At 61.0% G+C, this 19,152-nt stretch carries 21 protein-coding genes; 11 read left to right on the plus strand and 10 right to left on the minus strand.

What is annotated here, in order from left to right; all coding sequences use genetic code 11:
* Positions 1-38 precede the first annotated feature (38 nt).
* From coxB to D109_RS0117160, 4 genes are all read left to right on the plus strand, one after another.
* Entirely contained in the window at positions 39-1,166 is a 1,128-nt protein-coding gene (coxB, locus tag D109_RS0117145) for a cytochrome c oxidase subunit II (protein WP_026078030.1), read from the plus strand.
* Positions 1,167-1,224: 58 nt separating this feature from the next.
* Complete coding sequence (ctaD, locus tag D109_RS0117150) at positions 1,225-2,814, plus strand: cytochrome c oxidase subunit I (protein WP_017477959.1); 1,590 nt, start codon at positions 1,225-1,227, stop codon at positions 2,812-2,814.
* A gap of 141 nt (positions 2,815-2,955) precedes the next feature.
* Complete coding sequence (locus D109_RS0117155; RefSeq protein ID WP_026078031.1) at positions 2,956-3,507, plus strand: cytochrome c oxidase assembly protein; 552 nt, start codon at positions 2,956-2,958, stop codon at positions 3,505-3,507.
* Between the two features lie 35 nt (positions 3,508-3,542).
* Positions 3,543-4,430 carry a cytochrome c oxidase subunit 3 gene (locus D109_RS0117160; protein ID WP_026078032.1) on the plus strand — a complete coding sequence of 296 codons (888 nt, stop codon included), beginning with the start codon at positions 3,543-3,545 and terminating at the stop codon, positions 4,428-4,430.
* A 6-nt stretch (positions 4,431-4,436) separates the two neighbouring features.
* Here D109_RS0117160 and D109_RS0117165 read toward each other — a convergent pair whose 3' ends face one another.
* Positions 4,437-4,640, minus strand: coding sequence for a twin transmembrane helix small protein (locus D109_RS0117165; protein ID WP_017477962.1), 204 nt, complete (start codon positions 4,638-4,640; stop codon positions 4,437-4,439).
* Between the two features lie 84 nt (positions 4,641-4,724).
* On the opposite strand from D109_RS0117165, the gene D109_RS0117170 reads away from it, so the two are divergent.
* The 5 genes from D109_RS0117170 to D109_RS0117190 are packed head-to-tail and all read left to right on the plus strand — an operon-like array spanning position 4,725 to position 8,639.
* On the plus strand, positions 4,725-5,465 hold the full coding sequence (locus tag D109_RS0117170; RefSeq protein WP_026078033.1) for an SURF1 family protein: 741 nt from the start codon (positions 4,725-4,727) through the stop codon (positions 5,463-5,465).
* On the plus strand, positions 5,431-6,030 hold the full coding sequence (locus D109_RS0117175) for a hypothetical protein (RefSeq protein ID WP_026078034.1): 600 nt from the start codon (positions 5,431-5,433) through the stop codon (positions 6,028-6,030). The genes D109_RS0117170 and D109_RS0117175 overlap by 35 nt, the downstream gene beginning before the upstream one ends.
* A 10-nt stretch (positions 6,031-6,040) precedes the next feature.
* Positions 6,041-7,120, plus strand: a complete 1,080-nt coding sequence (locus D109_RS0117180) for a heme A synthase (RefSeq protein WP_017477965.1) — start codon at positions 6,041-6,043, stop codon at positions 7,118-7,120.
* Positions 7,108-8,007, plus strand: coding sequence for a heme o synthase (cyoE, locus tag D109_RS0117185; RefSeq protein ID WP_017477966.1), 900 nt, complete (start codon positions 7,108-7,110; stop codon positions 8,005-8,007). Before D109_RS0117180 ends, cyoE begins: the two co-directional genes overlap by 13 nt.
* The gene (locus D109_RS0117190; protein WP_017477967.1) at positions 8,004-8,639 is read left to right on the plus strand and encodes an SCO family protein; all 636 of its coding nucleotides are present in this window, start codon (positions 8,004-8,006) and stop codon (positions 8,637-8,639) included. The genes cyoE and D109_RS0117190 overlap by 4 nt, the downstream gene beginning before the upstream one ends.
* Before the next feature lie 201 nt (positions 8,640-8,840).
* On the opposite strand, the gene D109_RS0117195 is transcribed toward D109_RS0117190, so the two are convergent.
* The 3 genes from D109_RS0117195 to D109_RS0117205 are packed head-to-tail and all read right to left on the minus strand — an operon-like array spanning position 8,841 to position 11,347.
* A complete protein-coding gene (locus tag D109_RS0117195) occupies positions 8,841-9,614 on the minus strand; it encodes a MetQ/NlpA family ABC transporter substrate-binding protein (protein ID WP_017477968.1) in 774 nt (257 codons plus the stop codon).
* 51 nt (positions 9,615-9,665) lie between these two features.
* A complete protein-coding gene (locus tag D109_RS0117200) occupies positions 9,666-10,340 on the minus strand; it encodes a methionine ABC transporter permease (protein WP_017477969.1) in 675 nt (224 codons plus the stop codon).
* Positions 10,340-11,347 (minus strand): methionine ABC transporter ATP-binding protein, encoded by a 1,008-nt coding sequence (locus D109_RS0117205; protein WP_017477970.1) that lies wholly within the window; start codon positions 11,345-11,347, stop codon positions 10,340-10,342. The genes D109_RS0117200 and D109_RS0117205 overlap by 1 nt, the downstream gene beginning before the upstream one ends.
* Before the next feature lie 268 nt (positions 11,348-11,615).
* Here D109_RS0117205 and katE point away from each other — a divergent pair, with 268 nt between their 5' ends.
* Complete coding sequence (gene katE, locus D109_RS0117210; RefSeq protein WP_017477971.1) at positions 11,616-13,757, plus strand: catalase HPII; 2,142 nt, start codon at positions 11,616-11,618, stop codon at positions 13,755-13,757.
* A 112-nt stretch (positions 13,758-13,869) separates the two neighbouring features.
* Here katE and D109_RS0117215 read toward each other — a convergent pair whose 3' ends face one another.
* The 4 genes from D109_RS0117215 to zur are packed head-to-tail and all read right to left on the minus strand — an operon-like array spanning position 13,870 to position 16,675.
* Positions 13,870-14,589 (minus strand): PA5502 family lipoprotein, encoded by a 720-nt coding sequence (locus D109_RS0117215; RefSeq protein ID WP_017477972.1) that lies wholly within the window; start codon positions 14,587-14,589, stop codon positions 13,870-13,872.
* Between the two features lie 37 nt (positions 14,590-14,626).
* Positions 14,627-15,415: a zinc ABC transporter permease subunit ZnuB gene (gene znuB, locus D109_RS0117220; RefSeq protein WP_017477973.1), complete on the minus strand. Its 789-nt coding sequence runs from the start codon at positions 15,413-15,415 to the stop codon at positions 14,627-14,629.
* Complete coding sequence (gene znuC, locus D109_RS0117225) at positions 15,408-16,193, minus strand: zinc ABC transporter ATP-binding protein ZnuC (protein ID WP_017477974.1); 786 nt, start codon at positions 16,191-16,193, stop codon at positions 15,408-15,410. Before znuC ends, znuB begins: the two co-directional genes overlap by 8 nt.
* Complete coding sequence (gene zur, locus D109_RS0117230; RefSeq protein ID WP_026078035.1) at positions 16,193-16,675, minus strand: zinc uptake transcriptional repressor Zur; 483 nt, start codon at positions 16,673-16,675, stop codon at positions 16,193-16,195. Before zur ends, znuC begins: the two co-directional genes overlap by 1 nt.
* Positions 16,676-16,733: 58 nt before the next feature.
* Between zur and D109_RS0117235 the strand changes: the two genes are divergently transcribed.
* On the plus strand, positions 16,734-17,663 hold the full coding sequence (locus D109_RS0117235) for a zinc ABC transporter substrate-binding protein (protein ID WP_032868704.1): 930 nt from the start codon (positions 16,734-16,736) through the stop codon (positions 17,661-17,663).
* Between the two features lie 129 nt (positions 17,664-17,792).
* Here D109_RS0117235 and D109_RS0117240 read toward each other — a convergent pair whose 3' ends face one another.
* Together D109_RS0117240 and D109_RS0117245 are read right to left on the minus strand one after the other, a co-directional pair.
* On the minus strand, positions 17,793-18,746 hold the full coding sequence (locus D109_RS0117240; RefSeq protein ID WP_017477977.1) for a homoserine kinase: 954 nt from the start codon (positions 18,744-18,746) through the stop codon (positions 17,793-17,795).
* 56 nt (positions 18,747-18,802) lie between these two features.
* Complete coding sequence (locus D109_RS0117245; RefSeq protein ID WP_017477978.1) at positions 18,803-19,093, minus strand: DUF2782 domain-containing protein; 291 nt, start codon at positions 19,091-19,093, stop codon at positions 18,803-18,805.
* Positions 19,094-19,152: the final 59 nt, after the last annotated feature.

The raw sequence follows: 19,152 nt of genomic DNA on the forward strand, positions 1-19,152 counted from the left end.
AACCGGCGGGATAACAAGAATGATAAGGGGAACCCGCAATGACGCGACATCCACATGTTTGGATGGGCCTACTGTTGTGGTCAGTATTCAGCCAGGCGCAAGCCGCCTGGACGACGAATATGGCGCCAGGGGCCACTGAAGTCAGTCACGCCGTGTTTGACCTGCACATGACCATTTTCTGGATATGTGTGGCGATTGGCATTGTCGTGTTTGGCGCGATGTTCTGGTCGATGATCGTTCACCGGCGCTCCACGGGCCAGGTGGCAGCCAAATTTCACGAGAGTACGACGGTAGAAATTCTCTGGACCGTGGTGCCCTTGCTGATCCTGGTGGCGATGGCCATTCCGGCCACCAAGACGCTGATCAACATCTACGACAGCACTGAATCGGATATCGATATCCAGGTCACGGGCTACCAGTGGAAGTGGCATTACAAATACCTGGGCCAGGACGTCGAATTCTTCAGCAACCTGGCTACGCCCGCCGAGCAGATCCATAACCAGGCCGTCAAAGGCGAGCATTACCTGCTGGAAGTCGACCAGCCGCTGGTGCTGCCGGTGGGGGCCAAGGTGCGTTTTCTGGTGACCGCCGCCGACGTGATCCACTCCTGGTGGGTGCCTGCGTTTGCGGTGAAGCGTGATGCGATTCCAGGCTTCGTCAACGAGGCCTGGACCCGGGTCGAGAAGCCCGGCATCTACCGTGGCCAGTGCGCCGAGCTGTGTGGCAAGGACCATGGCTTCATGCCGATCGTGGTGGAGGTCAAGTCCAAGGCCGACTACGACACTTGGCTTGGCGAGCGGAAAGCCGAAGCCGCCAAGCTCAAGGAGCTGACCACCAAGGAGTGGACCCTGGATGAGCTGGTGGCCCGTGGCGACAAGATTTACCACACCACTTGCGTGGCCTGTCACCAGGCTGAAGGCCAGGGCCTGCCGCCGATGTTCCCGGCGCTCAAGGGCTCGCCGATTGCCACCGGGCCCAAGGAAGACCACCTGCACCGCGTGTACTTCGGCAAGCCCGGCACCGCCATGGCGGCGTTCGGCAAGCAGCTGTCGGAAGTCGATATCGCAGCGGTCGTGACCTACGAGCGTAACGCCTGGGGCAACAACAAAGGCGACATGGTCACTCCCAAAGATGTGCTGGCTCTGAAACAGGCGGAAAGCAAATGACTTCCTTCATTGCGTATTCCCTGAACCGTCCCGCCCACTCGTTCGCAGGAGAAAGGCCATGAGCGCTGTGATCGATGACCACGGTCATGCCGGTGAGCACGCTCACGGCCCTGCCAAGGGCCTGATGCGCTGGGTGCTGACCACCAACCACAAAGACATCGGGACCATGTACCTGTGGTTCAGCTTCGCCATGTTCCTGCTCGGTGGCTCGTTCGCCATGGTGATCCGTGCCGAGCTGTTCCAGCCCGGCTTGCAGATCGTCGAGCCGGCGTTCTTCAACCAGATGACCACCATGCACGGCCTTGTGATGGTGTTCGGTGCGGTGATGCCGGCGTTTGTCGGCCTGGCCAACTGGATGATCCCGTTGATGATCGGCGCGCCCGACATGGCCCTGCCGCGCATGAACAACTTCAGTTTCTGGCTGTTGCCGGCGGCGTTCCTGATGCTGGTGTCCACCCTGTTCATGCCCGGCGGCGGGCCGAACTTCGGCTGGACCTTCTACGCCCCGCTCTCCACCACCTACGCACCGGAAAGCGTGACCTTCTTCATCTTCGCCATCCACCTGATGGGCATCAGTTCGATCATGGGCGCGATCAACGTCATCGCCACTATCCTCAACCTGCGTGCCCCTGGCATGACCCTGATGAAAATGCCGTTGTTCGTCTGGACCTGGCTGATCACCGCGTTCCTGTTGATCGCGGTGATGCCGGTCTTGGCGGGTTGCGTGACCATGATGTTGATGGATATCCATTTCGGAACCAGCTTCTTCAGCGCTGCCGGTGGCGGTGACCCGGTGTTGTTCCAGCATGTGTTCTGGTTCTTCGGCCACCCCGAGGTGTACATCATGATCCTGCCGGCCTTCGGCGCCGTCAGCTCGATCATCCCGACCTTCTCGCGCAAGCCGCTGTTCGGTTACACCTCGATGGTGTACGCCACGGCGAGCATCGCGTTCCTGTCGTTCATCGTGTGGGCGCACCACATGTTCGTGGTGGGCATCCCGCTGGTGGGCGAACTGTTCTTCATGTACGCCACGCTGCTGATCGCGGTGCCTACCGGGGTGAAGGTGTTCAACTGGGTCAGCACCATGTGGCAAGGCTCGCTGACCTTCGAGACGCCGATGCTGTTCGCCGTGGCCTTCGTGATTTTGTTCACCATTGGCGGTTTCTCCGGGCTGATGCTGGCGATCGCTCCGGCGGACTTCCAGTACCACGACACCTATTTTGTGGTGGCGCACTTCCATTACGTACTGGTGCCCGGCGCGATCTTCGGGATCTTCGCTTCGGCCTACTACTGGCTGCCGAAATGGACCGGCCACATGTACGACGAAACCCTGGGCAAGCTGCACTTCTGGCTGTCGTTCGTGGGGATGAATATGGCGTTCTTCCCGATGCACTTCGTAGGACTTGCCGGCATGCCGCGTCGTGTGCCGGACTACAATCTGCAGTTCGCCGATTTCAACATGGTCTCCTCCATCGGCGCCTTCACCTTTGGTGCGACGCAGATTTTCTTCCTGTTCATCGTCATCAAGTGCATCCGTGGCGGCCCGCCTGCGCCGGCCAAGCCGTGGGACGGTGCCGAAGGGCTGGAGTGGAGCATCCCTTCGCCTGCGCCGTACCACACCTTCACCACGCCGCCGGAGGTCAAATGAATACCTCCCTATCCTGTGGGAGCTGGCTTGCCTGCGATGCTGACAGCTCGGTCTTTCAGGTACACCGAGGTGATGCCATCGCAGGCAAGCCAGCTCCCACAGAAAAGCCATTCAAAGAACATTCATTCGCAGGTGGCCGCCATGCTTGAGTCCGTGCCTATCAAGCGCCTGGTCACACGGCTGCTGATTCTGGTGGTGGCAATGTTCGCCTTCGGTTTTGCCCTGGTGCCGATCTACGACGTGATGTGCAAGGCGTTCGGCATCAACGGCAAGACCGCCGGGCAGTATGAAGGCGAGCAGGTGGTGGACCCGACGCGCCAGGTGCGGGTGCAGTTCCTGTCCACCAATGCCATCGACATGGTCTGGGAATTCCACTCCAAGGCCGACGAGGTGGTGGTTAATCCCGGCGCGGTCACCGAGATGCTGTTCGTGGCCTACAACCCCACTGACAAGCCGATGACCGCCCAGGCGGTGCCGAGCATTTCGCCTGCAGAGGCGGCGATGTACTTCCACAAGACCGAGTGTTTTTGCTTCACCCAGCAAGTGCTACAGCCAGGTCAGCGCATAGAAATGCCGGTGCGCTTCATTGTCGATCGCGCCATGCCGAAGGATGTGAAGCATTTGACCCTGGCGTACACGCTGTTCGATATCACCGCGCGCCAACCGCCCGTGTCTGTCCATACCGGCGGCTAGGCGTTGCTTGCGGGCTCGATTAGGAGAACGAATACATGTCGACTCATGATACGTACTACGTACCAGCGCAAAGCAAATGGCCAATAATTGCCACGTTGGGCATGCTGATTACGGTGTTCGGATTGGCTACCTGGTTTAACGATCTGAAGGCAGCACGCCCGGAATCCCACGGCCCGCTGATCTTTTTCGCCGGCGGCCTGCTGTTGGCCTACATGATGTTTGGCTGGTTCGGCGCGGTGATCAAGGAAAGCCGTGCCGGTTTGTACAGTTCGCAGATGGACCGCTCCTTTCGCTGGGGCATGACCTGGTTCATCTTCTCCGAGGTGATGTTCTTCATCGCGTTCTTCGGCGCACTGTTTTATGTGCGGCATATGTCGGCGCCGTGGCTGGCGGGCGAAGGCCATAAGGGCATCGCGCACATGCTGTGGCCGAACTTCGAATTTGCCTGGCCGCTGCTGAACAATCCTGACCCGAAACTGTTCCCTGCACCCAAAGGCACCATCAGCCCCTGGGGCTTGCCGCTGATCAACACGATCTTGCTGGTCAGCTCCAGCGTGACCATCACCATCGCCCACCACGCTTTGCGCAAGGGCCATCGCGGCGCGCTGAAGATCTGGCTGGCGATCACCGTACTGCTGGGTTGGGCATTTCTCGGGTTCCAGGCCGAGGAATACATCCATGCCTATAAGGAGCTGGGCCTGACCCTCGGGTCCGGCGTATACGGCGCGACCTTCTTCATGCTCACCGGCTTCCACGGCGCCCACGTGACCATCGGCACCATCATTTTGTTTGTGATGCTGATGCGCATCCTGAAGGGGCATTTCAACAACGAACACCAGTTCGGGTTCGAGGCGGCCAGTTGGTATTGGCACTTTGTGGACGTGGTGTGGATCGGGCTGTTTTTCTTCGTTTACGTGCTTTGAGGTCGTTCACCAAGGCGCTTGAGACACCAGCTGGCCGCTGAAGAAACCCCAGGTGATCAACCCCAGGGTGATCACGGCCAGCACCACACGCACGGTCAAGGCAGTGACGAGGCGGTTGGAGTTGCCCTCGTCCTTGACCAGGAAGAACAAGCCACTGAACAGGCTCACGACGGTAGCAATCAGCATCAGGGCAACGGCTGCTTTGAGCATGGTGGGCTCCGGGGCTCTTTTTTGGAGGGGGCGAGCAATGAGATTCAGTATAGCCAGCGCAGCACCGACCTCTGCGGCAATGCCATGAAACCCTTTCGCCCCGGTATTGCGCCGACGCTGGTGGTGCTCGTGCTGCTGCCGTTGCTGGTATTTCTCGGATTCTGGCAGCTGTCCCGCGGCCAGGAAAAACAGGCGCTGCTGGAAACCTACGCCGAGCGCCGCGCCGCCGAGCCCATGAGCAGTACGCAATTACAGGCCACCGAAGATCCGGCGTTCCGTCGCGTGCACTTGCGCGGGCAATTCGACGCCGAGCACAGCGTGCTGCTGGATAACCGCTTTCGTGATGGCAAGGTCGGTGTGGAAGTGCTGCAACCGTTCCATGATCAGGCCAGCGGTCAGTGGCTGCTGCTCAATCGCGGCTGGTTGCCCTGGCCAGACCGTCGCACACCACCGGTTTTCACCACCCCCGAGCAACTGCTGAATCTCGACGCCTGGGTCTATGTGGCTCCCGGCGAGACCTTCCAGCTGCACGCCGATCCGGCGGGCGCACAGTGGCCGCGATTGCTGACTGCACTGCATCCCGAAGCGCTTTGGAAAGAGTTGGGCCGCAGCGGATTCGCCTATGAAGTGCGGGCTGAAGCGGGCCCCGGCACTTACGAAACCAACTGGCCCGTGGTCGCCATGGGCCCGGAAAAGCACCTGGGCTATGCCGTGCAGTGGTTCGCCATGGCAGTGGCGCTGTTCGGTCTTTACCTCTACCTCGGATGGCACAACACAAAGGAGAAGCGCCATGGGAGCGGCCATGAATCCACTCAACATGTCTGACGCGCCAGCAGCGCCCAACCGGCGCAAGGGGCGCTGGCAACTGATCCTGATTTTGCTGATGGTGATCGGCCCGATGGTGCTCGCCACCTTCATGTACAAGTTGCAGTTCTGGGTGCCGGACAGCCGCAGCTACCACGGTGAGATGATCGGCAACGGCCAGACCCGTGCCGACATTGGCGTGCAGGCCGACGAAGACCGCTGGCAACTGCTGGTCACTGCGCCCACCGCCTGCACTGCCGATTGCCAGCAGCTGGTGTACCTCGCACGCCAACTCCAGATCGGCCTGGGCCGCGATGCCTCTCGCGCCAGCCACGCCCTGGCCAGCGCACAACCGGTAAGCACTGACTACGACGCCAAGCTCAAGGCTGAATACCCGCAACTGCAGCGCTATTCCCTCGACCTCTCGACTTTCAATAAAGACGCTGCCGCCCGAGGCACTGGCGATGCCCAGCTGTGGATCGTCGACCCCCACGGCAACCTGGTGTTGCGCTACGACGCCCAGGTCAAGGGCAAGGACTTGCTCAACGACCTGCGCCTGCTGCTGAAACTGTCGAACATCGGATAAGGACACCGTCATGGCCAAACCTGGATTTCGCCTCGCGCTGTTTGCCACCCTGCTGGCCCTGATCGTGGTGCTGCTGGGGGCCTATACCCGGCTGACCCACGCGGGCCTTGGTTGCCCGGATTGGCCGGGCTGTTATGGCTTTATCAGCGTGCCGAAAAGCGAAGCCCAGCTGGCTCATGCCGAACTGCATTACCCGGACACACCGGTGGAGGCGGACAAGGGCTGGAACGAGATGACCCATCGTTACTTTGCCGGCACCCTGGGGCTGTTGATCGTGCTGCTGGCGGCGCGGGCCTGGACCCATCGTCATCATCCGGGGCAGCCGTTGAAGTTGCCGTTGTTTCTGTTGGCTGTAGTGTTTGCCCAGGCGGCGTTTGGCATGTGGACGGTGACGCTGAAGCTCTGGCCGCAAGTGGTTACCGGGCATTTATTGGGCGGGTTTGCGACGTTGAGCCTGCTGTTTTTGCTGACACTGCGGCTGTCCGGTGTATTGCCGGCGCTGATCGTGCCCAGGCGTTTGCAGTATTGGGCGACGGCTGGCCTGGTGCTGGCGATCGGCCAGATTGCCCTGGGTGGATGGGTCAGCTCCAACTACGCGGCCGTGGCCTGTATCGACCTGCCGACTTGTCACGGGCAGTGGTGGCCGGCGGCGGATTTCGCCAATGGCTTTCACCTGACCCAGCATATCGGCCCCAATTACCTCGGTGGGCAGCTGGACAGTGATGCACGCACGGCGATTCACCTGACCCATCGGATTGGCGCGCTGCTGGTCACCGTCGTGCTGCTGGGCCTGGCCTGGCAACTCAAGGTGGTCGGCATGACCCGCTTGGCCGGCCTGTTGCTGATCGCCCTGGCGGCGCAAATTTGCCTGGGCTTGAGCAACGTGTATTTCCACCTGCCGCTGCCGGTTGCGGTCGCGCATAACGCCGGCGGCGCGGCGTTGCTGCTGACGCTGGTGCTGGTCAATTACCACGCCCGCACCAGCCTGGTTCGAGTGCGACATCAGTTACCGTTCGGCTGGCGCTTCAGCCCGCGTAAACACGTGTCGGGCCTCATGACCCTAAAAGGAGAGATGCCATGGCGACCTTGATCGGCGAGCGTCATAGCCAGGCGATCTGGCGTGACTACCTGGAGCTGACCAAGCCCAAAGTGGTGGTGCTGATGCTCATCACCTCGCTGGTGGGCATGTTCCTCGCCACCCGCGCCGGGGTGCCTTGGCCGGTGCTGATTTTCGGCAACCTGGGGATCGCGCTGTGTGCCGGCGGCGCGGCGGCGGTGAACCATGTGGTGGATCGGCGCATCGATGCGCTGATGGCGCGCACCCATAAGCGTCCGCTGGCGGAAGGGCGCGTATCGCCTGTGGCGGCGCTTGTTTTTGCGCTGGTGCTGGCGGTTGCCGGGCTGGCGCTGTTGCTGGCGTTTACCAATCCACTGGCCGCCTGGCTGACCCTGGCCTCGCTGTTGGGCTACGCGGTGATCTACACCGGTTTCCTCAAACGTGCGACGCCGCAGAACATCGTCATCGGCGGCCTGGCCGGCGCCGCGCCGCCGTTGCTGGGTTGGGTTGCCGTCACTGGCTACGTCAGCGCCGAGCCGCTGCTGCTGGTGCTGATCATCTTCGCCTGGACCCCGCCGCACTTCTGGGCCCTGGCGATTCACCGCAAGGAGGAATACGCCAAGGCCGACATCCCGATGCTGCCGGTGACCCACGGCGAGCACTACACCAAGGTGCATATCCTGCTCTACACCTTCGCCCTGTTGGCGGTCAGCCTGATGCCGTATGTCATCCACATGAGCGGCTTGCTGTACCTGGTGTGCGCGCTGGTTCTGGGCGGGCGCTTTCTGCAATGGGCCTGTGTGCTGTACCGTGGCAGTCGGCCGCACGCGGCGATCAACACCTTCAAGTACTCTATCTGGTACCTGTTCGCGCTGTTTATCGCCCTGCTCGTAGACCACTACCTATTGTTGAACCTATGACTCGAACTCAAAAAACTGTCTTCATTCTGGTGGCCATTGTCGCGTTGATCATGGGCCTGACCGTCAACAAAGTACTGAGCGGCAAAGGCCAAGGCGACCCGACGGCCTTGATCGATGCGGGCATCATCCTGCTGCCGCAAAGCCGCCAGTTGCCGCCGGTGACCATGACCAACCAGGACGGCCAGCCGGTGGTGGTCAACGAGCTGAAAGGCAAGTGGAGCGTGTTGTTCTTCGGTTACACCTTCTGCCCGGACATCTGTCCGACCACCCTCGCCCAACTGCGCCAGATCAATAGCGAACTGCCTAAAGACGTGGTGGATAAGTTGCAAGTGATCCTGGTCAGCGTTGACCCGAACCGCGATACGCCGGCGCAGCTCAAACAGTACCTGGGCTACTTCGATCCCCAGTTCGAAGGCCTGACCGGCGCGAATGTGGAGGATGTGCAGAAGGTTTCGAACGCGGTAAGTATTCCGTTCATTCCGGCGGACACCAGCAAGCCCAACTACACCGTCGACCACAGCGGTAACCTGGCGCTGATCGGGCCGGACGGCACCCAGCGCGGGTTTATCCGGGCGCCGTTGAACAACCAGAAGCTTGTGGCGCAGTTGCCGGGGTTGTTGCAGCGTAAATAAGCCTGCCGACCATTTCATGAGCGACACAAATCAAATGTGGGAGCAAGCCTGCTCCCACATTGGTTTAGATCGTTCCCACGCTCTGCGTGGGAATGCCGCACTGGACGCTCTGCGTCCGCTTTTGAGGTCGTGACGCAGAGCTTCACAGGATGCGTTCCCACGCAGAGCGTGGGAACGATCGATCGGGGTTTCGGTCTTGGATCAGAACGCTGGCAGGATCGCGCCTTTGTACTTCTCGAGAATGAACGCTTTCACTTCCGGTGTGTGCAGGGCTGCTACCAGCTTCTTCACCGCATCCGAATCCTTATTGTCTTCGCGGGTCACCAGAATGTTCACGTAAGGCGAGTCGTTGCCTTCGATCACCAGTGCGTCCTTGGAGGGGTCCAGCTTGGCTTCCAGGGCGTAGTTGGTGTTGATCAGCGCCAGGTCGACCTGGGTCAATACGCGCGGCAGCGTGGCGGCTTCCAGTTCGCGGAACTTCAGGTCTTTCGGGTTGCCGGTGATGTCCTTGATGGTCGACAGGATGTTGGTCGGGTCCTTCAGGGTGATCAGGTTGTGCTTGGCCAGCAGCAACAGCGCGCGGCCGCCGTTGGTAGCGTCGTTCGGGATCACGACGTTGGCGCCGCTTGGCAGGTCTTCCAGCTTCTTGTACTTGCTGGAGTAGGCGCCCAGAGGCTCCAGGTGCACAGCGCCGACGCTCACCAGGTGAGTGCCCTTGGCTTTGTTGAATTCATCCAGGTACGGCTGATGCTGGAAGAAGTTGGCGTCCAGGCGTTTTTCGGCAACCTGTACGTTTGGCTGGACGTAGTCGGTGAAGACTTTGACCTGCAAGTCCACGCCTTCTTTAGCCAGAACCGGCTTCACGAATTCGAGGATTTCAGCGTGGGGCACCGGGGATGCGGCCACGGTCAGGGTTTCGGCGGCGTGGGCGGAGAACGCGGCAACGGCGGCGAAAGCAACCAGTAGTTTTTTCATTCAACAAGCTCCTTGTTCGGGAATTGGCCGGCTTCGCGCCGGCAATAGCCGTTATTTTCGAGAAAAGTGCACCACCAGCTTGTCGCCGACGGTTTGCAGAATTTGTACCAGGATCAACAGCAGCACCACGGTGACCACCATCACGTCGGTCTGGAAGCGCTGATAACCGAAACGGATCGCCAGATCACCCAAACCACCGGCACCTACCACACCGGCCATCGCCGTGTAGGAAACCAGTGTAATCGCCGTCACCGTAATCGCCGCGAAGATGCCAGGGCGGGCTTCGGGCAGCAAGGCGTTGGTGATGATCTGCCGGGTAGTGGCGCCCATGGCCTGGGTCGCTTCGATAATCCCGCGGTCCACTTCGCGCAACGCGGTTTCCACCAGGCGCGCAAAGAACGGCGTGGCGCCCACCACCAGCGGCGGAATCGCACCGGCAACACCCAGCGAGGTGCCGGTGATCAGCACCGTGAACGGGATCATCACGATCAGCAGAATAATGAACGGCAGCGAACGCAGGATGTTCACGATCAGCGACAGCATCGCGTACAGGCCTTTTTGTTCGAACAGCTGGCGCGGGCTGCACAGGAACAGCAGCACGCCCAGCGGCAGGCCCAGCAACACGGTGAACAGCAGCGAGCCGAACAGCATGGTCATGGTGTCGCCGGTGGCCAACAGGATTTCGGACCGGTCGATGTTCGAGAAAAAGCTCAAGAAGATTTCCATTAGCGCAGCACCTCCATGTGGACGTCTGCGGCGGTGAAGGCGGCAAAGGCTGCCTCCATGTCGCCACCGGTGACGGCGAGGGTCAGTTGCCCGTAAGGAATGTCTTTGATGCGGTCGATACGACCGGCAAGGATGCTGTAGTCCACACCCGTTTCACGGGCGACGGTGCCCAGCAGCGGTGCGTAGGTCGCTTCGCCCTGGAACGTCAGGCGTACGATGCGGCCCGGCACGTGGGCGAAGTCGTCACGCTGCTCGCCTTCGTCGACTTGCTCGGACTCCTGCACGAAACGCTTGGTGGTCGGGTGCTTGGGGTGCAGGAACACGTCGGCGACGGTGCCTTGCTCAACAATCACGCCGGCGTCCATCACGGCCACGTGGTCGCAGACCCGGCGGATCACGTCCATTTCATGGGTGATCAGCACGATGGTCAGCTTCAGCTCGCGGTTGATCTCGGCCAGCAGTTGCAACACCGAGGCGGTGGTCTGCGGGTCGAGGGCGCTGGTGGCTTCGTCGCACAGCAGGATCTTTGGCTTGGTGGCCAGGGCGCGGGCGATGCCGACGCGTTGCTTCTGGCCGCCGGACAGCTGCGCCGGGTACTTCTTGGCGTGGTCGGACAGGCCGACCCGGGCCAGCAGTTCGGCCACGCGCAGGTCGATTTCCTTGCGGGAAAGTTCGCCCGCGAGAGTCAGCGGAAGTGCCACGTTGTCGGCGACGGTCTTGGAGGCCAGCAGGTTGAAGTGCTGGAAGATCATCCCGACCTGTTGCCGGAAACGGCGCAGGCCGTTGGCGTCCAGGGCCGTGACTTCCTCGTCATCGACCTTGATCTGGCCGCCGCTGGGTTCTTCCAGGCGATTGATCAGGCGCAGCAAAGTACTTTTTCCCGCACCGGAATGGCCGATCAGACCAAACACCTGGCCATTTTCGACGCGCAGGTTGGTGGGATGCAGTGCGGGGATATCCTTACCGGCGACCCGGTAGGTTTTATGGACGTTATGAAACTCGATCACGTAGCGAACCTTGTGGGGCGCATTAAAAAGGGATCAGCGGTTAGCCGGGCGCGCATTTTAGCCTGTCCGTATAGCGTTTCTTAGCATTTATTTCTCATCCGACCAGCGATTTGGCAATAACGCGATCAAAGGTCATAAAAAAGGAACGGTACAAAACCGTGTCAGTCACTACTTAAGCAACTCGAAATTCCCAGGTGCCGTGCCTGGGGTTTTGCTCAAGAAGAGCCGGGGATCGCTCTGGCCTACGCAAACGAGGAGTTTTTGTCTGATGAGTACTAAAAAGCCAGTTACCCCGCCCAAGAGCGAACTTGCGGGTACCGACACTCTGGACCGTGGCAATACCAACGCCAAGCTGCAAAGCCTGGAAACATTTCGCTCCGACGCGACGGGCCAGGCGCTGCGCACCAACCAGGGCGTGAAGGTTTCCGATAACCAGAACAGCTTGAAGGTCGGTTCCCGCGGGCCTTCGCTGCTGGAAGATTTCATCATGCGTGAAAAAATCACGCACTTTGACCATGAGCGCATCCCGGAGCGTATCGTCCATGCCCGGGGTACCGGCGCCCATGGTTATTTCCAGACCTATGAAAACCATTCGGCGCTGACCAAGGCCGGGTTCCTGCGTAACCCTGCGCATAAAACCCCGGTCTTTGCGCGTTTCTCCACGGTGCAGGGCCCTCGTGGTTCGGGTGATACCGTGCGTGACGTGCGTGGTTTTGCCGTGAAGTTCTTCACCGACGAGGGCAACTTCGACCTGGTGGGCAACAACATGCCGGTATTTTTCATTCAGGACGCGATCAAGTTTCCTGACTTCGTGCATGCGGTAAAACCTGAGCCCCACAACGAGATTCCTACCGGCGGCTCGGCCCACGATACGTTCTGGGATTTTGTCTCGCTGCAGCCGGAGTCGGCGCACATGGTGATCTGGGCCATGTCTGACCGGGCCATTCCAAAAAGCCTACGGACCATGCAGGGGTTTGGTGTACACACCTTCCGCTTGGTGAATGCCGAGGGTAAATCCAACTTCGTCAAATTCCACTGGCGTCCTACCGTCGGCACCTGTTCCCTGGTGTGGGACGAGGCGCAGAAGCTGGCAGGCAAAGACACCGACTTCCACCGTCGTGACCTGTGGGAATCCATTGAAAGTGGCGATTACCCGGAGTGGGAATTGGGCGTGCAGATCATCGCCGAAGAAGACGAGCATAAGTTCGACTTCGATATTCTCGACCCGACCAAGTTGATCCCCGAAGAGTTGGTGCCCATCACGCCGCTGGGCAAGATGGTGCTCAACCGCAACCCGGACAACTACTTTGCCGAGACCGAGCAAGTGGCGTTCTGCCCGGGGCATATCGTGCCGGGTATCGACTTCTCCAATGACCCGCTGCTGCAAGGCCGCCTGTTTTCCTACACCGACACGCAGATCAGCCGACTCGGCGGCCCGAACTTTCACGAGTTGCCGATCAACCGTCCGGTCGCGCCGTTCCATAACGGCCAGCGTGATGCCATGCACCGCACCACCATCGACAAGGGGCGCGCGTCCTACGAGCCGAACTCCATTGATGGCGGCTGGCCGAAAGAAACTCCGCCTGCGGCGCAGGACGGTGGTTTTGAGACTTATCCGGAGCGAATCGACGCCCACAAGATCCGTGCGCGCAGCGAGTCGTTCGGTGATCACTTCTCCCAGGCGCGCTTGTTTTTCCGCAGCATGAGCAAGCACGAGCAAGAGCACATCATCGCGGCATACAGCTTCGAGCTGGGCAAGGTGGAGCGTGAATTCATCCGGGCTCGGCAGGTGAACGAGATCCTCGCCAACATCGACCTCGAACTGGCCAAGCGTGTGGCGCAGAACCTGGGCTTGCCGGCGCCGAAGAAAGGCACGGTGTCGGAGCGCAAGACGTCTCCGGAACGTTCGCCAGCGTTGAGCCAGGCCAACTTGCTGTCGGGTGATATCAAGACCCGCAAGGTCGCGATCCTGGCGGCGAACGGCGTTGATGGTTCGGCGATTGACGCCTTGAAGAAGGCGCTGGAAGCCGAGGGTGCGCATGCGAAGCTGCTCGGGCCGACATCGGCACCGGTGACGACGGCGGAGGGCAAGAGCCTGCCGGTGGATGCATCCATGGAAGGCTTGCCTTCGGTAGCGTTCGATGCTGTGTTTGTGCCGGGTGGCGCCAAGTCGGTTCAGGCGTTGAGCGGTGATGGCGTGGCGTTGCATTACCTGCTGGAGGCGTACAAGCACTTGAAGGCGATTGCCTTGGCCGGAGAGGCAAAGCGGTTGCTGGATGTGCTGAAGCTTGAGGCAGATGCGGGGCTGATAGTGGGCGGTGATGCGAAGGCGTTGAAGGCGTTTTTTGCAGCGATTGCCCAGCATCGGGTCTGGGATCGGGAGCCGAAGGCTAAAGCTGTTCCGGCTTAAGGTATCGGTTGTTTGTTAGATCGCCTTCGCGAGCAAGCCCGCTCCCACATTTGAACGCATTCCAACGTTGGAACTCGGTTAAATGTGGGAGCGGGCTTGCTCGCGAATGGCTTTATTCAGTCTTACGCGGAATCAGCACAACCTGCGCCGGAACCTTCTTCAGGATCTGCCGGTGAATCTTCAGGTCATACCCCGAATCAATGCGCTTTACCCGTTTGGCCAGCAGCGTGGCCAGCCATGGGTAATCTTCGGTGCGCGGTGCCTGGATGCTCACATCGCACTGGTAATTCACCACATCGGTAGCGATCTCATCCAGTTGATGGCGCAGCGCTTCAATATCGGTGAGGTTCAGTGCAACCGTGGTGCTTGGCGCTGCCGGGTCGATGACCTTGGCCGGTGGCTTGGCCTCAGCGGCTTTCAAGGCCGCCTCGGCTTTATCCAACTCGACTTTACGGGCGTGGGCAATCGCGCTGTTGACGCCACCGGTCAGCGCCGGCGCCTTGGGCATTAAAGCCCGAGCGCGGCTCAAGGCCGTGGCAGCTGCGTTGACGTCACCTTTTTGCAGGACGATCTGGCTGCGCTGCAAATAGGCTTCGGCCAGTTGGCGCTGATAAGGCTCCAGCGCCGGGTCGTTGGGCGACTGGGCCTGCAAGGCGGCCAGCTCGTCTTCGGCGGTGGCCAGTTCACTGCTGGCGAGGTTTTGCTCCAGCTGTGCGATGGCCGCAGCGCGTGCGTCCGGCGCCTGGGGGGCGGCGGGCGGGGTGCTTTGGCAGGCGCCCAGCAGCAAGGAAAATGCGGCAAGGAGCAGATAACGGGCGTTGAACAGCTTCATTCCTGCGACTCTCTAATTGCGCAAAAAGCGAGCAAGTCTACACCCCACGACGGGGCAGGACAAAACTCAGCAGAAACAGGGCGGCCGCCGTGACCACAATCGACGGGCCGGCCGGGGTGTCCTTGAACCAGGACAGCGCCAGGCCACCACACACCGCAAGCATCCCCAACAGGCTGGCGCCAATCGCCATTTGCTCCGGCGAGCGGGCATGACGCTGGGCCGCTGCCGCCGGGATGATCAGCAGTGATGTGATCAACAATACGCCGACAATCTTCATCGCGACAGCAATCACCACGGCGATCAGCAGCATCAGGGTCATGCGCAGCGCGGCCACGGGCAAGCCTTCGACAGTGGCGAGTTCTTCGTGGACGGTGATCGCCAGCAGTGGGCGCCACAAGGTCACCAGCAGCACCAGCACTGCCGCGCTGCCGCCGAGGATCCAGGCCAGGTCGGTGGGGCTGATGGCCAGCAGGTCGCCGAACAGGTAGGCCATCAGGTCGATACGCACTTCATGCATGAAGCTCAGCACCACCAGGCCCAGGGACAAGGTACTTGGGGCCAGGATGCCCAGCAGCGTATCGGAAGCCAGCGGCTGGCGCTGTTGCAGGGTCACCAGCAGCACCGCCAGCAGCAGGCAGCCGACGGTGACGGCAATGGTTGGGCTCACATCCAGCAGAAAGCCCATGGCCACGCCCAGCAGCGCAGCGTGGGACAAGGTGTCGCCAAAATAGGCCATGCGCCGCCAGACCACGAACGAGCCCAGTGGGCCCGCCACCAGCGCCAGAGCCAAGCCTGCCAGCAGGGCGTAGAGCAGAAAATCAGCCATGCTTGCAGCTATCTCCATGAACGTGGGTATGGGGTGTGGCGGGGTCAGAGACAACAGCGCCATGCAGGTCATGGGCGTGGTCGTGATGGTGGTGATAGATCGCGAGACTTTGGGCGTTCTTGCCGAACAGCTCGACGAAAGCCGGGTCGCCGCTGACCTGTTCCGGGTGGCCGGAGCAGCACACGTGGCGATTAAGGCACACCACCTGGTCGGTGGTGCTCATCACCAGGTGCAGGTCGTGGGAGACCATCAGCACGCCGCAGCCATGGCGGTCCCGCAGGCGGGTGATCAGGCTGTACAACTCGGCCTGGCCGGCCACGTCGACACCTTGCACGGGTTCATCGAGTACCAGCAGTTCCGGTTCGCGCAGCAGGGCGCGGGCCAGCAGCACACGCTGCATTTCGCCGCCGGAGATGCTTTGCACCGGGCTGTCGATCACCTGTTCGGCGCCGACTTCCTTAAGGGCGGACTGCGCGCGGGCGCGGTCTACGCCGGGCACCAGGCGCAGGAAGCGCAGCACTGACAGGGGCAGGGTCGGGTCCACATGCAGCTTTTGCGGCATGTAGCCCACTCGCAACTTCGGCTTGCGCCATACGCTGCCGCTGTCGGGTTTGAGCAGCCCGAGCACGGCGCGCACCAAGGTAGTCTTGCCGGCGCCGTTAGGGCCGATCAGCGTGACGATCTGCCCCGGCTCGACGCTCAGGGCGATGTTGTCCAGCACGTTTTGCCCGGCGAACGTGACCCCGACCTGCTCCAGGCGGATTAACGCAGTGCTCATCAAGCCCCCTGGCAGCCCGAGCACACACCGACGACTTCGACGGTTTGCCCTTCGACCTTGAAGCCGACGTCGCCGGCGCTCTTGATGATGCTGTCGCTGATGCTTTTTTGCTCAAGCTCGATGGCGGCGTGGCATTCGCGGCAAATCAGAAACTGGCCCTGGTGCGCGTGTTCCGGGTGGTTGCAGCCGACAAAGGCGTTGAGCGACGAAATGCGATGTACCAGGCCGTTATCCAGCAGGAAGTCCAGCGCGCGGTACACCGTGGGCGGCGCGGCGCGGCGGCCATCCTGCTCGCTGAGTACGCCGAGGATGTCGTAGGCACCCAGTGGCTTATGGCTTTGCCACACCAGCTCCAGCACCCGGCGACGCAGGGCGGTCAGGCGCAGCCCTTGGCGCGCGCACAAGGCGTCGGCCTCTGACAGCGCGGTGTGCACGCAGTGAGAGTGGTCGTGGGGACGGCTGGCAAGCGGTGTTTTAGGCATGAGCGGCGACAGATATTTGTGAGAGACGTTATTATGTTACCTGTTCCTGCCTCCTTGAGTGGTCATCGTGTCCAGACTTTTTCCCGTTTTTGTCGTATTTGTCACCAGTTTGCTGCTTGCCGGTACCGCTCAGGCGGAGGTTCGGGTGTTGACCAGCATCAAACCGTTACAGCTGATTGCCGCCGCCGTGCAGGATGGCGTGGCGATTCCCGAGGTATTGCTGCCGCCGGGCGCTTCGCCCCATAACTATGCGTTGCGTCCTTCCGACGTACGGCGCGTGCAGTCGGTGGACCTGCTGTATTGGATCGGCCCGGACATGGAAAGCTTCCTGCCGCGCGTCTTGAAAGGCCGCAGCTTGCCGACGGTGGCCGTGCAGGACCTTCCCGGAATGAAATTGCGCCGGTTCGCCGAAGATAGCCATTCCCATGCTGAAGAGGCTGACGAACATGATCACGATCATCGCCCAGGCAGCCTGGATGCGCATTTGTGGCTGTCGACGGTCAACGCTCGGGTGATCGCCAACCGCATGGCGGCGGACCTCAGCACTGCCGACCCGGCCAACGCCGAGCGTTACCAGAGCAACGTGAAGGCCTTTGATGGCCGTATGGATGCGCTGGATGCGCGCTTGAAAGCACGCATGGCGGACGTCGCCGGCAAGCCTTACTTCGTGTTCCATGAAGCGTTCGATTACTTCGAAGATGCCTACGGCCTCAAGCACGCCGGTGTGTTCAGTGTTGCCGCAGAAGTGCAGCCTGGCGCCCAGCACGTGGCGGCGATGCGCACGCGTTTGCAGGAAGTGGGCAAGACTTGTGTATTCAGCGAGCCGCCATTGCGCCCTCGCCTGGCGGAAACGCTGGTGGCGGGTTTGCCGGTGAAGTTGGCGGAGCTGGATGCGTTGGGCGGTTACACGCCGGCTTCCGCCCAGGGGTATGAGCAGGTGCTGGAGAAGCTGGGGAATGACCTGGCTGGGTGCCTGGAATCCCTGTAAGGCTCAGCGAAGATCAAATGTGGGAGCGGGCTTGCTCGCGAAGGCGGAGTGTCAGGCAGCAGATGCATTGACTGATCCACCGCCTTCGCGAGCAAGCCCGCTCCCACTTTTTTTGACCGTGTACGATCTTTAGAGGGCGAATGGCAGCGGGGTCTTGACCTGCTGGCGTTGCGCCAGGCGCACCTGAAACTCTCGCGGGTCGTGAATCAGCACGTCCTGCCCGGCGAACGATTCAGCCGCAATCAGGCGTGACAGCCAGAACCGCACACAGGCCACACGCAGCATGGTCGGCCACAGCTCTGCTTCCTTGGCAGTGAACGGTCGCAAGCCCGCATAAGCCCCCAACAATGCCCGTGCCCGCTGGCCGTCGATCACGCCGTCGGCGTCCGAGCACCAGTCGTTCAGGGCAATCGCTACGTCGTACAGCATCGGCCCGGAGCAGGCGTTGTAGAAGTCGATCAGCCCGGTCAGGTGCGTACCTTCGAACATCGCGTTGTCGCGGAACAGGTCGGCGTGGATATTCGCCCGGGGCAGCGCGAGGATCTGCATCTTGTGCGCCTCGATCTCATCCAGCGCAGCTTGCAGCAGGCGTTGTTGTTCCGCGTCGAGGTGTGAAATCAGTTGCGCGCCTTCGCTGAGCATCCAGTCCAGCCCGCGATCGGTCTTGCGTTCCAGCACCTTGTCGCCTTGGGTGGCCAAGTGCAGGTGACCGAGCAATTCGCCCACTTGCACGCAATGTTGGGCGTTGGCGTCCTTGATGTGCTTGCCCGCCAGGCGCGGTTGCAACAGTGCCGGTTTGCCCGCCAACTCGCGCAAGGCCACGCCGTCAGTGGTACGCAGGGCGTAAGGCACTGGCAGGTCGGCGTCGTGGAGCACGTCCAGCAGTTCGATGAAGAACGGCATTTCCTGCACGGGGCCGCGCTCGACCAGGGTCAGGACAAACTCGCCCTGTTCCAGGCTGATAAAGAAATTGGTGTTTTCACTACCAGCGGCAATCCCCTGGAAATCAAGCAGGCGGCCGAGCCCGTAAGGGGCAAGAAAGGTTTCCAGCTCGGGCCGAGCCAGGGGGGTGAACACAGACATGGTTAAAACTGCCGTTACGGGCGCTGCGGGGAGCAGCGCCGATTAAAGTTAAGAAATCATTTCCATTCGAAAATCTTCCATGACGGGATCAGCATATCCGGCTGGTCAGAGCGGATGAAGTTCGCATCGGTTCCGTCCGCGCGCACCAGGAAGTAAGGCGGAAAGCCTTTCTGAGTCACCTTGATTGCGTACAGGAAGCCATTTTGGCGGTATTCCTGGATGGTCTTGTCGCCTTCCGTGCGAATGGTGACCTCCGGATCTGCCGAAGGCGCCCCGTCGGCTGCCATGGCGGCCAGCGGAAGGAATGCAATCAAGCCGGTCAACAACAAGCGATTTACTGTACGCATGATAACCTTGTCCCTTTGTCGTCATTGGTCCGGCTATTCTAGCGCCTGACCCGCCGAAA

The organism is Pseudomonas sp. PAMC 26793 (genome assembly GCF_000313235.1).
Classification (GTDB): domain Bacteria; phylum Pseudomonadota; class Gammaproteobacteria; order Pseudomonadales; family Pseudomonadaceae; genus Aquipseudomonas; species Aquipseudomonas yamanorum.

Excerpts from the sequence above, each read along its gene's own strand:
- D109_RS0117215 (WP_017477972.1), bottom strand. The coding sequence starts at position 14,589 with ATGAAGCTGTTCAACGCCCGTTATCTGCTCCTTGCCGCATTTTCCTTG.
- D109_RS0117240 (WP_017477977.1), bottom strand. The coding sequence starts at position 18,746 with ATGTCTGTGTTCACCCCCCTGGCTCGGCCCGAGCTGGAAACCTTTCTT.
- D109_RS0117195 (WP_017477968.1), bottom strand. The coding sequence starts at position 9,614 with ATGAAAAAACTACTGGTTGCTTTCGCCGCCGTTGCCGCGTTCTCCGCC.
- D109_RS0117180 (WP_017477965.1), top strand. The coding sequence starts at position 6,041 with ATGGCCAAACCTGGATTTCGCCTCGCGCTGTTTGCCACCCTGCTGGCC.
- D109_RS0117165 (WP_017477962.1), bottom strand. The coding sequence starts at position 4,640 with ATGCTCAAAGCAGCCGTTGCCCTGATGCTGATTGCTACCGTCGTGAGC.
- znuC (WP_017477974.1), bottom strand. The coding sequence starts at position 16,193 with ATGAGCACTGCGTTAATCCGCCTGGAGCAGGTCGGGGTCACGTTCGCC.
- D109_RS0117170 (WP_026078033.1), top strand. The coding sequence starts at position 4,725 with ATGAAACCCTTTCGCCCCGGTATTGCGCCGACGCTGGTGGTGCTCGTG.
- D109_RS0117245 (WP_017477978.1), bottom strand. The coding sequence starts at position 19,093 with ATGCGTACAGTAAATCGCTTGTTGTTGACCGGCTTGATTGCATTCCTT.
- D109_RS0117155 (WP_026078031.1), top strand. The coding sequence starts at position 2,956 with ATGCTTGAGTCCGTGCCTATCAAGCGCCTGGTCACACGGCTGCTGATT.
- katE (WP_017477971.1), top strand. The coding sequence starts at position 11,616 with ATGAGTACTAAAAAGCCAGTTACCCCGCCCAAGAGCGAACTTGCGGGT.
- cyoE (WP_017477966.1), top strand. The coding sequence starts at position 7,108 with ATGGCGACCTTGATCGGCGAGCGTCATAGCCAGGCGATCTGGCGTGAC.
- znuB (WP_017477973.1), bottom strand. The coding sequence starts at position 15,415 with ATGGCTGATTTTCTGCTCTACGCCCTGCTGGCAGGCTTGGCTCTGGCG.
- ctaD (WP_017477959.1), top strand. The coding sequence starts at position 1,225 with ATGAGCGCTGTGATCGATGACCACGGTCATGCCGGTGAGCACGCTCAC.
- zur (WP_026078035.1), bottom strand. The coding sequence starts at position 16,675 with ATGCCTAAAACACCGCTTGCCAGCCGTCCCCACGACCACTCTCACTGC.
- D109_RS0117190 (WP_017477967.1), top strand. The coding sequence starts at position 8,004 with ATGACTCGAACTCAAAAAACTGTCTTCATTCTGGTGGCCATTGTCGCG.
- coxB (WP_026078030.1), top strand. The coding sequence starts at position 39 with ATGACGCGACATCCACATGTTTGGATGGGCCTACTGTTGTGGTCAGTA.
- D109_RS0117160 (WP_026078032.1), top strand. The coding sequence starts at position 3,543 with ATGTCGACTCATGATACGTACTACGTACCAGCGCAAAGCAAATGGCCA.
- D109_RS0117175 (WP_026078034.1), top strand. The coding sequence starts at position 5,431 with ATGGGAGCGGCCATGAATCCACTCAACATGTCTGACGCGCCAGCAGCG.
- D109_RS0117200 (WP_017477969.1), bottom strand. The coding sequence starts at position 10,340 with ATGGAAATCTTCTTGAGCTTTTTCTCGAACATCGACCGGTCCGAAATC.